At 63.7% G+C, this 15,468-nt stretch carries 10 protein-coding genes; 2 read left to right on the forward strand and 8 right to left on the reverse strand.

Going from position 1 to position 15,468, the window contains the following annotated elements; genetic code table 11:
- Positions 1-139: 139 nt before the first annotated feature.
- Positions 140-1,666, forward strand: coding sequence for a YfcC family protein (locus E5E97_RS16525; protein WP_171280581.1), 1,527 nt, complete (start codon positions 140-142; stop codon positions 1,664-1,666).
- Positions 1,667-1,726: 60 nt separating this feature from the next.
- Here the strand turns inward: E5E97_RS16525 and E5E97_RS16530 are convergent, their stop codons facing one another.
- A complete protein-coding gene (locus E5E97_RS16530) occupies positions 1,727-1,915 on the reverse strand; it encodes a hypothetical protein (protein WP_017764436.1) in 189 nt (62 codons plus the stop codon).
- A gap of 505 nt (positions 1,916-2,420) precedes the next feature.
- Between E5E97_RS16530 and E5E97_RS16535 the strand changes: the two genes are divergently transcribed.
- A complete protein-coding gene (locus E5E97_RS16535) occupies positions 2,421-2,966 on the forward strand; it encodes a glycine zipper 2TM domain-containing protein (protein WP_010633922.1) in 546 nt (181 codons plus the stop codon).
- 136 nt (positions 2,967-3,102) lie between these two features.
- Here E5E97_RS16535 and E5E97_RS16540 read toward each other — a convergent pair whose 3' ends face one another.
- The 7 genes from E5E97_RS16540 to E5E97_RS16570 form a co-directional block, all read right to left on the reverse strand.
- The gene (locus E5E97_RS16540; protein WP_118881188.1) at positions 3,103-6,321 is read right to left on the reverse strand and encodes an ExeM/NucH family extracellular endonuclease; all 3,219 of its coding nucleotides are present in this window, start codon (positions 6,319-6,321) and stop codon (positions 3,103-3,105) included.
- A 529-nt stretch (positions 6,322-6,850) separates the two neighbouring features.
- Positions 6,851-7,336, reverse strand: a complete 486-nt coding sequence (gene xdhC, locus E5E97_RS16545; protein ID WP_118881187.1) for a xanthine dehydrogenase iron sulfur-binding subunit XdhC — start codon at positions 7,334-7,336, stop codon at positions 6,851-6,853.
- A complete protein-coding gene (xdhB, locus tag E5E97_RS16550; RefSeq protein WP_118881186.1) occupies positions 7,333-8,211 on the reverse strand; it encodes a xanthine dehydrogenase FAD-binding subunit XdhB in 879 nt (292 codons plus the stop codon). Before xdhB ends, xdhC begins: the two co-directional genes overlap by 4 nt.
- Complete coding sequence (xdhA, locus tag E5E97_RS16555; RefSeq protein ID WP_171280582.1) at positions 8,204-10,522, reverse strand: xanthine dehydrogenase molybdenum-binding subunit XdhA; 2,319 nt, start codon at positions 10,520-10,522, stop codon at positions 8,204-8,206. The genes xdhB and xdhA overlap by 8 nt, the downstream gene beginning before the upstream one ends.
- A gap of 331 nt (positions 10,523-10,853) precedes the next feature.
- Complete coding sequence (locus E5E97_RS16560; protein ID WP_118881184.1) at positions 10,854-12,230, reverse strand: NCS2 family permease; 1,377 nt, start codon at positions 12,228-12,230, stop codon at positions 10,854-10,856.
- A 286-nt stretch (positions 12,231-12,516) separates the two neighbouring features.
- A complete protein-coding gene (gene guaD / locus E5E97_RS16565; protein ID WP_118881183.1) occupies positions 12,517-13,833 on the reverse strand; it encodes a guanine deaminase in 1,317 nt (438 codons plus the stop codon).
- A gap of 24 nt (positions 13,834-13,857) precedes the next feature.
- Complete coding sequence (locus E5E97_RS16570; protein WP_118881182.1) at positions 13,858-15,375, reverse strand: nucleobase:cation symporter-2 family protein; 1,518 nt, start codon at positions 15,373-15,375, stop codon at positions 13,858-13,860.
- Positions 15,376-15,468 lie beyond the last annotated feature (93 nt).

Consider the following 15,468-nt stretch of genomic DNA (forward strand, 5'->3'; position numbering starts at 1 on the left):
GATGTTCAATATCAGGCCAGATTTCTCGCCATACGATGCGCTACAACCAGTGAGTTTGCGCACTCCCGCTGCATGACGAAGGAACCCTATCGACCCGATATTCCGCCGAGCCCGAACCTGCTTTATCGAGGAGCATTTTATGTGTGCCGAGCCGAATACCCAGACCCGCAGACAATTTCCCACCGCGTTTACCATTTTGTTTTTGATCATGTTGTTGGCCATCGCCCTCACCTGGATAATTCCGGCGGGCGCCTATGCCAAGCTCTCTTATAATGCCGCCAGCCATATGCTGACCATCAATACGCCGCAAGGGGAAACCCAGCGAGTGCCCGCCACTCAGGATGAACTGACCAGACTCGACATCAATATCGGGGTGGAGCAGTTCGTCAACGGTACCATCCGCAAGCCCATCGCCATCCCCGGCACCTATGAGCGGCTGGCCCAGGCGCCGAAGGGGCTCTCCGACGTGGCGGTGAGCATGGTCAAGGGCACGATAGAGGGGGCCGACATCATCGTCTTCATCCTGGTGCTGGGGGGGCTTATCGGCGTCATCAACAAGACGGGGGCCTTCAACGCCGGGCTGGTGGCGCTGTCGCGCAAGACCCGCGGCAACGAGTTCCTGTTTGTGGCGCTGGTCTGCTTGGTGATGGCGCTGGGGGGCACCACCTGCGGACTGGAGGAGGAGGCCGTCGCCTTCTATCCCATCCTGGTGCCCATCTTTCTGGCGCTCGGCTATGACGCCATCGTCTGCGTGGGGGCCATCTTCCTTGCCGCCTCCATGGGCACCACCTTCTCCACCATCAACCCCTTCTCGGTGGTGATCGCCTCCAACGCCGCCGGCATCCCCTTTACCGAGGGGCTGAGCGTTCGCGCCGTCGGCTGCCTGGTGGGCACCCTGGTGGTGATCGCCTATCTCTACTGGTACTGCAAGAAGATCAAGGCCAACCCGGCCTTCTCCTACACCTATGAGGACAGAGAGAGCTTCCGGGCCCGTTTCCTCAAAGAGGGATCCCTCGATGAAGGAGTCCCCTTCACCCTGCGCCGCAAGATCATCCTGACCCTGTTCATCCTCGCCTTCCCCCTGATGGTGTGGGGCGTCTCCATGGCTGGCTGGTGGTTCCCGCAGATGGCGGCCTCCTTCCTTGCCGTCGCCATCGTCATCATCTTCATCTCCGGCCTCAGGGAGAAAGAGGCGGTCGAGGCCTTCACCCAGGGCGCGTCCGAGCTGGTGGCGGTGTCGCTCATCATCGGGCTGGCGCGGGGGGTCAACCTGGTGCTGGATCAGGGGATGATCTCGGATACCATCCTGGCCTATGCCTCCAGTCTGGTGGCCGGCATGCACGGCGCCGTGTTTGCGGTGGCCCAGATGCTGGTGTTCACCCTGCTGGGGCTGGTGGTGCCCTCCTCCTCGGGGCTGGCGGTGCTCTCCATGCCCATCATGGCGCCGCTGGCGGATACCGTGATGATCCCGCGCTACATAGTGGTGTCGGCCTACAACTGGGGACAATACGCCATGCTGTTCCTGGCCCCCACCGGGCTGGTACTGGTCACCCTGCAGATGCTCGGCATCCAGTTCAACCAGTGGGTCAGGTTCGTGCTGCCCATGGTGGGCTTCGTGCTGGGCTTCGGCGCCCTGATGCTGGTGGCGCAGGTGATGCTGATCTAGGGCACATGGCCCCCGCCTAGGCGGGGGTCATGCCTTATCCAAGACGCAGCTCTGAGGGAACTAGTGGCGCACCCTGTGCTGCTGGCGAAAACAGAAGAGCTTGAGGCTGATGTCGGCAAGGTCGGCGGGCAGCTCCTGCGCCGTCTCACAGAGGGGTTGATAGAGGGAGTCCAGCAGCCGCTGGGCTTGTTCCCGGGTGATGATGCCGGCCTGCACGGCCGGTTGTATCCATCTTGGCAGCATCGACATATGAACCCCCTTGCTGACCGGATGACCGCAGCCGAACGAGCCTGACTGCGGGTGGCGCCTGCCGGCTCACATGGGTGCGGGCCGCCAGAGACGCGCGATTGATCCTCTCTGCCAACAGAGCAAGCATAATGCTTGCCGTGATCTGTTATCGGCCGCCAGCCATTCTGGCAACAGTGATTTATCAAGCGGTTGGCGCACCCTGACTGGCCCTTGTTGACGACTAGGCCCCCCTTGTTTGCCACTGCGCCAATCGGCGGCGGCAGCAGATTGGCGCAAAATGGGAAAACAGGCCCAGCTGAATCGCAAAATGCCACTCGCAGATCGCTTTTGCTGCCTTCCCCCCGCCCCTTGTCGCCAAAGCCCGACACCTTTTTGACGAGGCTCTTTTCGGTGCAGTCAGGGGCTGTCGTGCCCGCACCGGCTTTGCCTTGTGCCTCCTTGCCCTTGTGCCAAGATGACCGCAAGCAAGAGACGCATCCCGTGATGCATTTGAGGAGAAGAGAAAATGAACAAATCCATGTTGGCAGGAGTCGGGATCGGTGTGGCCTCTGCGCTGGCCTTGTCAGCCGCCGCCAGCGGATCCCTGTTTTCATCACAGCCTCAGTTCGCCGAAGTGCTGGCCAGCAAAGCGGTGACCGAGACCATCAAGACCCCCCGTCAGGAGTGTCGCAACGTCACCGTGACCCACCGCAAACCGGTGCAGGACGAGCACAAGATCCTGGGTACCGTGGTCGGCGCGGCACTGGGCGGCGTCCTCGGCAACCAGTTCGGCGGCGGTAACGGCAAGAAGGTGGCGACCGCCGCAGGCGCCGTGGCGGGTGGCTATGCCGGCAACCAGGTGCAGGGCAACATGCAGGCCGGTGATACCTATACCACCACCGAGCAGCGCTGCAAGACGGTGCAGGAGAGCAGCACCCGCACCCTGGGCTATGACGTCACCTACCGCCTCGCCGGTCAGGAAGGGGTGATCCGCATGAACAAGGCTCCCGGTGCCACCATCCCGGTCAAGGATGGCAAGCTGGTGATCGACGGATCCCAGAGCGGCAGCTGATCCCGTCAGCGTGTCCAACTCAGAGGCCCATCCTGGTGATGGGCCTCGCTGTTTTCGGCGCTCTCGGCTGACAACAGCAAGGTGGCTGACAACAGAAAGGGGCCCGCAGGCCCCTTTTCATATTGAGAAATCATCCTCAGTGGCGACCGAAGGGCCACCAGGACTTGTCGTTGTCCAGAATGTCGACCCGGGTCTCCTGCAGGTTACCCGGTTGACCACCCTGCAGCGCCGCCAGGCTCACCTTGAACTGCTCGGTGGGCTCGACAAACCAGTCATCGATGATCAGCACCTTGACCGACTTGCTGCCCCCCTCGCCCGCGGCCCAGCTCACCGATTGACCGAACCATGGCAGGAAATCCAGTCCCCAGCGCGCCGTGACCCCGTCAAGGGCCACCCGGGCCCGGGCCGGCTTGCTCAGATCGCCGCTGCGCACCAGCGGTATCTCGGCAAACCACTGCCCCTCGTTCACCGTCAGGCTGGCGCGCGCCAGCGAAATGGTGGACGGCGCCAGCTTGTCCTTGATGGTCACCAGGGTCTGATGCTGCTCGCCCAGGGTCGCGCCACTCGGGTCAAACAGCTCCAGGGTAAAGGTCTCGTCCCCCTCGCGCAGGGTGTCGCTCTTCACCGGGATGCTGATGGTCTGGCTGTCGCTCTGTCCGGCGGCCCAGTGCAGGGTGCCGGTGAGCGGCGCCACGTCGTTGGCATCGGCGCTGCCGTAGGCAATGCGGTAGCTGACGCTGGCCTCACCATAGCTGCCGTCGCGGCGCGCCACGCTCAAGGCCAGGGTGTTGCCCTCCTCCACGTTGGCAGCGGCGCTCTCGAGGCTCAATACCCCGGCGGGCGGCAGCGGATACTGGATGGCCACCAGCACGGGATCGTGATCCGAGGCGCTGAAGGGCCCTTCGGATTTCGCCAGCTGGCCGCTGTACTTGCTGCCGTACTCGAAGAAGTTGCTCTCGGCGGAGTTGATGTGCCAATCCTCGATGCCGATCACCTTGGCCGCGAGACTCGGGTTTGCCAGGGCGTGATCCAGGTTGCCGAGCTCCCCTTCGTAGCTGTAGGAGTAGGTGTCGGTGCCGTGGAAGCGGGTGTTGAGGTTGATAAAGCCATACCCCTTACCAAGGGCGCTGCCGCTCTCCTCGAAGGGCTGGCCCGCCAGAGTGGTGAAGGAGGCGCTCATGATCTGGCGCGATTGGGCGGCCGGATCATAGTTGGTCAGCACCCGGATGGGATCCTCCATGCCGTAGGCGTTCATGTCGCCGATGAGCAGCAGATCCCCGGCCAAATCCTTGAGATGCTCCCCCAGCACCTTGGCGGCGGAGACCCGCAGCGCATTGCAGTGGCCCTGGCCATCCAGCGGATCGGCAGTGGCGTAGTCGGGGTAATCCTCGAAGCAGGCGGAACCCTTGGACTTGTGATGGTTGACCACCAGAGTCAGCGGTGCATCTCCCTTGGGCGAGCTGAAGCGCTGTACCAGCGACTCGCGCATCCCCTGATTGATGGTCACCGGCTTACCGCTGGCATCCACCGCCTCAGCCTGCTGCACCGGCAGCGCGATGAGGCTGGCGGCCCCCTCCGGGGCCACCTTGGCGGGTCGGTAGATGAGCCCCACCGTGATGGCATCGGTACCGATGGGCTTGCCATCCGGCGAGGCAATCCAGCGGTAGTGATCCGCCTCATCCGGCTGGGCAGCGTTCAAGGCCGCCACCAGGTTGGCGATGGCGGAGTTGTCGCCGTAGCCGTTGTTCTCGATCTCCATCAGCCCCACCACGTCGGCATTGAGGCGGGTGATGGCGCTGACGATCTTGGTGCGCTGCAGCTCGAACTCCGCCACCGTCGGGGCGCCCCGGTTGCTGCCGGTGGGGTTGGCATCGCCCCCCACGACCGTGGTGAAGAAGTTGAGCACGTTGAAGCTGGCGACCCGCAGATCACCCGCCTCGGCAAGTTCCGGCGTTTCCACCCGATCCCAGCCGCTGTGATCTATCTGGCTCGCGTCAATGCGGTTGCTGGCCACCAGTCGGAACAGGTTGTAGGAGTAGCCAAGCGCCCCCTCCAGCCCGTTGAGCTTGTCGCCGATGCGCAGGTAGCCATCCTCGGCGTTGAAGCCGGGGAACCAGGGCAGCACACCGTCCGGCGCCTTGGCGTCAGTCTCCACCACCAGCTGGTTCTGCTGGTTGCGCAGGGCCCAGTTGCTCGCCTCCTGGCTCATGGCGGCAAATTTCTGGGTCGACTTGATAAGCGGCGCGCCATAGGCCAGCACCAGGTTGTTGCGCTTGCCGTCGTAATCGAAGCTGAAGTTGCGGGTCACCACCAGGCTGGAGCCCGGCACCAGCCGTACCTGCATCCCCTCGTGACGCTCCAGCAGTTGGCTCAGGCTTTCTCCCGCCACCGGCAGCAGATCCACCGCGGCCGGGGTGGCCCCCAGCGGCCGGGTCACCACCAGCTCGTCGGCGTTGAGCTGGGTCTGGTTGAAATACTCCTTCACCTTGCCCGAGACGCACACCTCGGCGCCCGGCACGATGGCAGCATTGGCCTTGGTTGTGTAGACGAAGAGGCCGTCGGAGGTGGCCGGATCGCCGTCCCCCTGCTCATCCTGAATGAAGAAGCCCTTGTAGAGGCCACTGACCACCTGGGTCACCACGCCGCGGGTGGCGTAGGCCTGTTCCGATTCGAACTTGCCGGCCGGCACCAGCGGGCTGCTAGTGCCCGGGCCCTGAATGGCGGGCACCGGCACCAGGCTGTCCACCGGGCAGACGAAGGCTGGCGGCTGGGTGCCATCGCAGGGACCATCGCCGCTGCAGCCTAGGCCACTGGCGTCATCTTTCGGGGCGGCTACGTATTCCTGCGCCGGATCGAAGGGGGCGGTTGCATCAGTTCGCCCCATGGTGACGGTGGCCTTGCGGCGCAGGGTCATGTCCAGGGTCGAGACGTTGCCCGACACCCAGGCCGTGCCCGGATCCACCCCCACCTGGCCGAAGCTGTCGATTATCTCGCTGCCGCGATAGAGCACCAGGGCGTCATCACCGTTGAACACCAGGTTGCCGCTGGTGCGGTTGGCCTTGGCCAGGATCTCGCTGCTGGCGGAGGGGTTGGCCAGCACCAGGGTGGCGCCCGGGGCCAGCGTACCTTGCAGCGCCAGATTGTTGGTGGGTGATTCGCTGATGGGTTTGCCGTTGGCGTAGAGTGCCAACCGATACTGGGAGAGATCGACGAGGTCGCTGCCGAGGTTGCTCAGCTCCACCGCCTTGTTGTTGCCCGAGCCTTCCAGGTATTCGCTGATGAGCAGCTGTGCCTGTGCCGGTCCCGCCAGCGCCAGCCCGACGGCCAGCGCTACCAGAGAGTGTCTTCCTGACATGCCAGTTTCCTTTTTCTTTTTGATGTTATGTTTTGCGCCCCGCCAGACGGGCCGCAGCACCTGATTACAACCCTGATTGCGCATCATGGCGGCCTTCGCCGACCATGGCGCCTACTCTGCCCGTTTCAGCGAAGGGTCACCGCGAGCTGGCTAACAATTACAGAAAAATGTTGCGACCACGTGACAAAAAAGGGGGCTTTTTTCAGACCCCTTGCCATTATTTTCCGTTATTTCCCGCCCGCCGGTATTTGCTGTCGCCAATAGGCAAAGGCGGCGCACAAGATGGCGACACAAGCTGACATATCGCGTAAAAACAGTCGCTTGCCACCCACCGGCCGCCGCACGCAGCCGATTGTTTATTATTCAGGCGAGCAGGTGGGCAACACGGGATGAGTGCTCCCCATTGCCCACCCGAAATAACGGGATGCGCGCTTGAGCGGCGGGGTGCAAATAACCTCCCGGCCTATTTCAGGCGCTGTCACCTCGCTGCCGAACGACGGTTTGGGAAGCTAATCAAGGGGCGACCCCGTCACCCCTTGCAGCACTTTTTCACCGCCCGCACCACGTTCTGATAACCGGTGCAGCGGCACAGATTCCCCGACAGGCCGCGGCGGATCTCCGCCTCGGTCAAGGGTCGGCGATCTGTCTTGTCGAGCAGGGCGGCGCTCGCCATCACGAGGCCCGGGGTGCAAAAACCGCACTGCACCGCCCCCTCGTCGATAAAGGCCTGCTGCACGTCGGAGAGCTCGTTGCCTCTGCGCTCTCCCTCCACGGTGCGAATGGATTTGCCATCGGCCCACACCGCCAGATAGAGGCAGCTGTCGATGGCGGTGCCATCCACCCGCACGGTACAGGCGCCGCACTCACCGACACTGCACCCCTCTTTCACGCTGATAAGCCCCTGCCCGCGCAGGAAGTGAAGCAGCGACATGGTAGGCGACACCGCATAGGAGTAAGGCTTGCCGTTGATCTCGCACTGGATCGCAACAGTGGGACAGCTTTGCGGTTGCATCATAGGATCTTGCCTCCGGCACGTTCGACGGCGCAGGTGATCACCCGCTGCGCCAGAGTTTTGATCAGGTGCAGGCGAAATTCCTTTTCTGCCCGCCAGGAGGAACGCGGCGCCACGTCGGCCACCACCGCCTCGGCAATGGCGGCCAGTGTGGCGCGAGTCAGGGGTTGCCCCTCGGCCGCCGCTTCGGCGTGCGGGGTGCGCACCGGCGTCGGGGCCGCCACCCCATAAGCCAGCCGCAGGCGCTTGAAGTGGCCATGCTCAATCTGGCAGTAGGCGGCGCAGCCGATGGTGGCGATGTCCATGGCGCCCCGCATGGCGTACTTGAAGTAGTGGGAGCCCACCTGGGGGTGCGCGTCCGGGGCAAAGTGAAACGCCACCAGGATCTCCGCCGGTTGCAGCGCCACCTTGCCGGGGCCGGTGTGAAAGCCGGCGATGGGAATGCGGCGCGTGCCATCGGGGCCGGCGATCTCCAGCTCGGCCTCCAGTGCGACGGTGGGCGCCGCCGAGTCGGCACTGGTGGCGCCGTTGCAGATGTTGCCGCCATAGGTGGCGACGTTGCGGATCTGCGGGCCGGCGATGGTGGCGGCGGCTTCCGCCAGCATCGGCAGGCGGCGCTGCACCAGCTCGTTTTCGATGAGCTCGGTAAAGGTGGTGCCGGAGCCGATACGAATAGCGCCGTCGGCCAACTCGCTCACCCCCTTCAATTCGGGCAAGTCGTGAATATCGACGATATGACGATAGGCGGCGTTGAGGTGATGGAGCTGGATCATCACATCGGTGCCACCGGCCAGCAGGCGCGCCTCGGGGTCGGCCTGGCGCAGGGCGACCGCCTCGGCCACGCTGTGGGCCTTGTAGTAACGGGCAATATCAAACATGGTGTTGCTCCTCCCCTGCTCCCTCGCCAATCAAACCCGCCGCGACAAACTCCCGGAACAGGGTCTTGGGGGTGATGGGCAGCTCGTTGATGGCGACCCCGGTCGCCATGCGAATGGCGTTACGGATCGCCGGGCCCGGCGAGATGATGGGTGGCTCCCCCAGGGATTTGTGGCCATAGACCGACTGGGGCTCGTAGGTCTGCACGAAGTCGCACTCAAGTTCGGGCAAATCCAGCATGGTGGGGAACTTGTAGTCGAGCAGGTTGGGGTTGCGCACCACGCCGGTCTTGGCGTCGATGATCATCTCCTCGAACAGGGACCAGCCGATCCCCATCCCCATGCCGCCGTGCACCTGCCCTTCCGCCAACTGCGGATTGAGGATCTTGCCGGCATCGTGCAGGTTGAGAATGCGGTTGATGATCACCTTGCAGAGATCGATATCGACACTGAGATCGACGAAGGTGCAGCCAAAGCTCGGCGGGTTGGTGGTGGTCTTGTGGGAGACTTCCGAGGTGATCTGGCCGCCGATGGTGAGGTGGTAGTAGGCGTTGACCGACACCTCGGCGACGCTGATCAGCACCTTGTCCGGCGCACCCGCCAGCACCACGTAACCGTCGATCAGGGTGAGCGACCCTACATCCTGATGGCAGAGCTGGGCCGCCAGCGAGAGGATGCGGGCCCGAAGTTGCAGCGCCGCCTGATGGATGGCAGGGGCCGCCACATAGCTCTGGCGCGAGGCGAACGAGCCTGGGTCGTAGGCGGTGATGTCGGTATCCTGGGTCGAGATGACCCGGATCTGCTCAAACGGAATGCCCAGCGTCTGGGCCGCCATCTGGGCAAAAACGGTGTCCGAGCCCTGCCCTATCTCGGTGGCACCGATCTGCAGATTGACGGTGCCATCTTGGTTGAGCAGCATGCGGGCGCCGGCGATCTCCACCCCCACCGGATAAGTGTTGGAGCCATAGCTAAAGCACGCCACCCCGATGCCGCGCCGTACCCGACTCGTAGGATCCTGCGCCAGACATTCGGCCTTGAGCCGCTCCCACTCAAACTGCTCGCCGCCCCGACGCAGACACTCAGGGAGCCCTGCGCTGTAGATGGTCTTCTGGTTGACCTGATTGACGTCCCCTTCGCGCGCCACGTTGGCGATGCGCACCGCAAGCGGATCCAGACCCAACTCGGCGCAAGCATCGTCCAGCATACATTCGAGGGCAAACACCACCTGCGGCGCGCCGTAACCGCGCATGGCACCGGCGGTGGGCAGGTTGCTGTAGAAGGTTTTGGCGTCATAGCCAAAGGCGCTGCGCGGATAGAGGTAGCTTATCTTGTTGGCGCCGGCGCTGGCGATGGAGTGGCCGTGGGAGGCATAGCCGCCGGTATTGGAGAGCACGTCCAGCTGATACCCCTTGAGGGTGCCATCCCGGTTGATGCCAAGGGTGCCGTCGATGGCAAAGCCGTGGCGGGTGCGGGAGGCAAAAAAGCACTCCTCCCGACTCAGGGTCACCTTGACCGGCACGCCGCCAAGCTGGTAGCTCAGAAACGCCGCCATCGGCTCTTCCAGCACATCCTGCTTGTTGCCAAAACCGCCTCCCATGTAGGGCTTGATCACCCGCACGCTGGACCAGGGCAGGCCAAGGGATTTGGCGACCCGGCTGCGCACAATCTGGGGGATCTGAGTGCTGGTGACGACGATGATGTGGTCCGGCTGATCCATGTAGGCGTAGCAGGTGACCGTCTCCAGATGGCAGTGCTGCACCACCGGCGTCTGGTAGTGCCCCTTGAACTGCAAGTCGGCGGCGGCGATGGCCTGCTCCGGCTCCCCCGCCCGGATCTGGCTCTGGCGCAGCAGGTTGCCGGTCCGGTGGATGGGACAGGCCCCCTCGGCCAGGGCGCTGGCCGCATCCGTCATCACCGGCAGCGGCTCGTAGGTCACCTTGACCAGGGCGGCGGCCTTCTCGGCGACCAGCGGATCGCGCGCCACCACGATGGCGACACCATCGCCGAAGTGACGCACATGGTCGGTGAGCAGGCGGCGGTCTTTCACGTCCCGTTTGGTCTCATCGAGAGACCAGGCGTGACCGGCGGTACGAAAACAGGTGGTGGGCACATCCTCGTGGGTGAACACGGCTTCAACCCCGTGCAGGGTCAGCGCCTCGCTGGCATCGATGGTGAGCACCTTGCCGTGGGCGATATGGCTTCGCACGTATTTGGCGTGGCGCATCCCGAGCATGATGTTGTCATCGGTGTAGCGGGCGCTGCCGGTCACCTTGGCCTCGGCATCCACCCGCTTGAGCGGTAATCCTATGGACATATGCAAGTCCTTTGTCAGGCAGAAAAAATCAGAACCGGTATAAAAAACAGCAAGATATGCGCCCGTTTCCGGCACGTCGGGCCAACCGGGGGGCAAAGGCGGCGAGCAAAGGGAAGAAGTGTGAAGAAGATCCCATCCGGCGCCCATCAGGCTCTCCGTCATGGCCGTGGCCGGCCCCGCAGCAGCAGCCCATGGAGGACTCGGCGGCGCCAGTGGTCGGGCGGAGTTATCAATCTGGTAAGCCCCGTTATCAAAATGGTATGAGTTCGGTTTGAAGGGCGAGGCCGGCCAAGAGAGGCTGGCCCCGCGATAAAGAAGGACGCGATGCGGACTAGATGGCCCAGCCGCCAGCGTAGAAGAGCACCAACGCCAGGGCGATGATGACGGTGCCGACGTTGAGCTTGCGCCACTCCTTCGAGCAGATGCGGCCGATCACCAGGGCGCTGAAGCCCAGCATGATGCCGGTGACGATGTTGCAGGTGAGCACGATGAAGACGGCGCACAGCAGGCCGGACATGGCCCCGACGAAGTCATCGAAGTCGAGCCGGGCGACGTTGCTCAGCATCAAGAGCCCCACGTACATCAGCGCCGGTGCGGTGGCATAGGCCGGCACCAGGTAGGAAAGCGGCGAGAGGAACAGCATCAGCAGGAACAAGACCCCCACCACGGTGGCGGTGAGGCCGGTCTTGCCGCCTGCCGCCGTGCCCGCCGCCGATTCGATGTAGACGGCGGCCGGCGCAGCCCCCACCAGACCGGAGAAGATGCTGCTGATGGAGTCGGCGCTGAGCGCCTTGCCGCTGTTGATGATGTGGCCATCCTTGTCCAGCAGGTTGGCCTGTCCCGCCACGGCGCGAATGGTGCCAGTGGCATCAAACACCGCCGTCATCACCAGCGCCAGCACGCTTGGCAGCACCAGCGGCGAGAGCGCCCCCATGATGTCCAGGCTGAAGATGAGGGACTTGCCCTGCTCGTCAGCGAGGCTCGGCATGGCGAACAGCCCCTGGTACTTGACCGCCGGATCGAAGATGAGGCCGAAAATGGAGATGGCGATGATCACCAGCAGGATCCCGCCCGGCACCTTGAGCTTCTCCAGCCCGACGATGACCGCCAGCCCGATGAGAGACATGATGACCGGCATGGAGGTAAAGGCCCCCAGCGCCACCGGCAGCCCCTCCAGCGGGTTCTTGATCACCAGCCCCACCCCGTTGGCGGCGATCAGCAGCAAGAAGAGCCCGATGCCGATGCCGGTGCCGTGGGCGATCCCCATCGGCAGGTTGTCGAGGATCCAGCTGCGCACCCCGGTCACCGAGATGGCGGTAAACAGCACCCCCATCAGGAAGACGGCGCCGAGCGCCACCGGGATGGAGATCTGCTGCCCCAGCACCAGGCTGAAGGCGGTAAAGGCGGTGAGCGAGATGGCGCAGCCGATGGCCATCGGCAGCTTGGCCCAGAGCCCCATCAGTAGCGAACCAAAGCCCGCCACCAGACAGGTGGCCACGAACACGGCGCCGGGGGGAAAACCCGCCTTGCCGAGCATGCTGGGCACCACGATCACCGAATAGACCATGGCGAGGAAGGTGGTGAGCCCCGCCAGCACCTCCTGGCGCACGTTGCTGCCCCGCTCGCTGATCATGAAGTAGCGATCGAGCGTGCCGCCGGCGGGCTGTCGTCCCGCCGCAGCCCCCTTGTCCGCAACTGCCCCGTCCATCTCGTTTATCCTGTTTGTCTGGCTCATGGCCGACTCCTTCCTGCATCCCTGAATGTGTCGTGACGAAATGGCGGTCGGTGCCGTGGATCTCTGCTGCCACGGTCGCCGGCATCATGGGGTTGGCAGGCAAGGCAAACGTTTGACTTGCCATCTAAAAAAAACCGGGCCATTTCACCTGCTGTGGCGGGGCAAGCGCCTCGCCTGTCGTGCGGCGCAGGCACCACGCTGGCCCCTGCTGCCGTGTTCCCGGGGCGAGCATGCTCGCCCCTCTCCTGTGAAAACCGGATCAGCCCCGCTCGTGCACCAGCTGACCATCCACATAGGTGCGGTAGATGGATCTGTCATCCCCCAGGGTCAGCAGCACGAACAGCTTGTCGCGCAGGGTGGTGGAGTTGTCGTAGCGCAGCTGCTGCAGCGGGGTGGCGACCGGGTCGAGCACCACGAAATCCGCCTCCTTACCCACCGCGAAGCTGCCGATCTGCTCGTCCAGCCCCAGCGCATGGGCACCGCCCAGGGTCGCCAGGTAGAAGGCCTGATAGGCCGAGAGGCGCTCGCCCTGCAACTGCATCACCTTGTAGGCCTCGTTGAGGGTCTGCAGCATGTTGAAGGTGGTGCCAGCGCCTATATCGGTGCCCATCCCCACCTTCACCTGCTTGTGCCACGCCTTGTGCAGCTTGAACAGCCCACTGCCCAGATACAGATTGGAGGTGGGACAAAACGCGATGGTGGAGCCGGTCTCCTTCAGGCAGTCCCACTCCTGCTCTTCCAGATGGACGCAGTGGGCAAACACGCAGTGGTGGCCGGTCAGCCCGTGCTGGTGATAGACGTCGAGATAGCCCTGATGCGCCGGGAAGAGGGATTTCACCCAGGCTATCTCGTCCTTGTTCTCGCACAGGTGGGTGTGCAGATAGGTGGTCGGGTACTCTTCGCGCAGTCGTCTCGCCATCGCCAGCTGCGCCGGGGTCGAGGTCGGGGCAAAACGCGGTGTGATGGCGTAGAGCAAGCGGCCGTTGCCGTGCCAGCGCTCGATGAGCGCCTTGCTCTGCGCATAGCTGCTCTCGGCAGTATCGAGCAGATAGTCGGGGGCGTTGCGATCCATCATCACCTTGCCCGCGATCATCCGCATGTTGATGCGGCTGGCCGCCTCGAACAGGGCATCCACCGACTCGGGGTGGACGGTGCCGAACACCAGCGCCGTGGTGGTGCCGTTTCGCAGCAGCTGCTTGATGAAGAAGGTGGACATCTCGCGGGCGTACTCGAGATCGTTGTAGCGCCGCTCAGCCGGGAAGGTATGGCGGTTGAGCCACTCCAGCAGCTGCTCGCCATAGGCCCCCACCATCTCGCTTTGCGGGTAGTGGATGTGGGTATCGACAAAGCCCGGCACTATCATCTTGCCGCGATAGTCGCGCACCCGCACCTGGGCCGGAATGCGATCACGGCCCTCCTCCCACTGGCCGAACCAGTCGATGCAGCCGTTGCGAATGATCAGCAGGCCGTCTTCGATGAGGCGGGCATTGGGCTCTATCTCCTCGGGCTGGCTCACCACCCGGGTGATGTCAAAGAAGCTGCCACGCACCGCCTTGACGGAGTTGTCGTTTTTCATCTCTCAATTCCCTCTTGTTGTTCGTTAGCCGCGATCCACTTGCGGGGCGCGCACCTGGGCCTCGTCCGTCGCCAGCCCCTGTTGGCGGGCTGTGGCCGACGAGGCGGGCCGGGTGGCAAAACGGGTGTCGGGCTTGTCGCTCAGCTGGATCAGCTCCACCGCCTCGGCGGCATTGGCGGCCGCCTGGCGTCTGCGGCTTTGCGGCAGCACCAGATTCATGATGATGGCGGTGATGCCGCCGGCGCAGATGGGGTTCTCCACCAGCATGTAGATCCCCGCCGGCAGCACCTTGAAGACGTTCGGGTCGTAGGAGACCCCGAGCCCCAGCCCGAGCGAGGTGGCGACGATCAGGGTCTCGCGCCGATCGAAGCCGTGACTGATGATGATGCGCCCGCCGGCGATGGCGATCATGGAGAACATGATGACCATGGCGCCCCCCATCACCGGCGACGGTATGGTGGTGAAGAAGCGCCCTACCACCGGGAAAAGGCCGAGCAGCACCAGGATGACGGCGATGAACTTGCCCACGTGGCGCGAGGCCACCCCGGTCATCTGGATGACGCCGTTGTTCTGGGCGAAGGTGGTGAGCGGCAGGGAGCCGAGCGCCGAGGCGATCACCGACACCAGGCCGTCCGCCAGCACGCCGCCGGAGAGTCGTTTTTGAAACTCGGGACCCTGGATCTGACGGTGGGAGACCATGGCGGTGGCGGTGATGTCCCCCACCGCCTCCAGCACGCTCAACAGATAGATGGTGCCGGCCAGCACGAAGGCGTGCAGATCGAATGAAAAACCGTACTTGAACGGGATGGGTACAGTGATGAGCGGCAGGTTCTCAAGGGCGGAGAAATCCACCATGCCGAGCATCAGGGCCACCGCATAGCCCACCAGCAGGCCGATGGCGATGCCGCTCATGCGCAGCAAGGGGCTCTTGCTGCAGTTGAAGGCGACGATGACGCAGAGCACCAAGAGCCCCAGGCCGATGTTCTCGTATTTGCCGAAGGTGCCGCTGCTCATGGCGGAGAAGCCGCCGCCAAAGTCGATGATCCCCACCTTGATGAGGCTCAGGCCAATCATCAGCACCACCACCCCGCTCACGGTCGGGGTGATCACCCGCTTGAGGTAGGGCAGCACGAAGGAGGAGCCCATTACCAGGAAGGCCCCGACGAAGGAGACCCCGAGCAGGGTCGAGACGATCAGCTCCTCGTGCAGGCCATCTTTTTTCATGGCGCTGCCAAGCGCAATCATCACGGTGACGAAGGAGAAGTTGACCGACTGGATGGAGAGCAACCCAGAGCCGATGGGGCCGTAGCGGTTCACCTGCAGCCAGGTGCCGATGCCGGAGGCGATCATCGCCATGGAGACCAGGTAGGCGGTGGTCTCGGTGGAGAGGCCAAGGGCCCCGCCCACGATCAGAGCCGGCGTCACCATGGGCACGAAGATGGCCAGCAGGTGGGTCACGGCCCCCATCAGGGTTTGGTAAAAGGGAGGTTTGTCTTCGAGCGCGTAAATCAGGTCCGAGTGCTTGCGTGTTGTTTTAGACATCTTGATTGTCCCATCACACAGAATATGGGCGGAGTACTCATTCCGCCGTCAGGTGCTGGGGGCGAGCCTGCGCCCACCCCTCACCTTTTCTTT

Source organism: Aeromonas sp. 2692-1, from assembly GCF_013085505.1.
Lineage (GTDB): Bacteria > Pseudomonadota > Gammaproteobacteria > Enterobacterales > Aeromonadaceae > Aeromonas > Aeromonas hydrophila.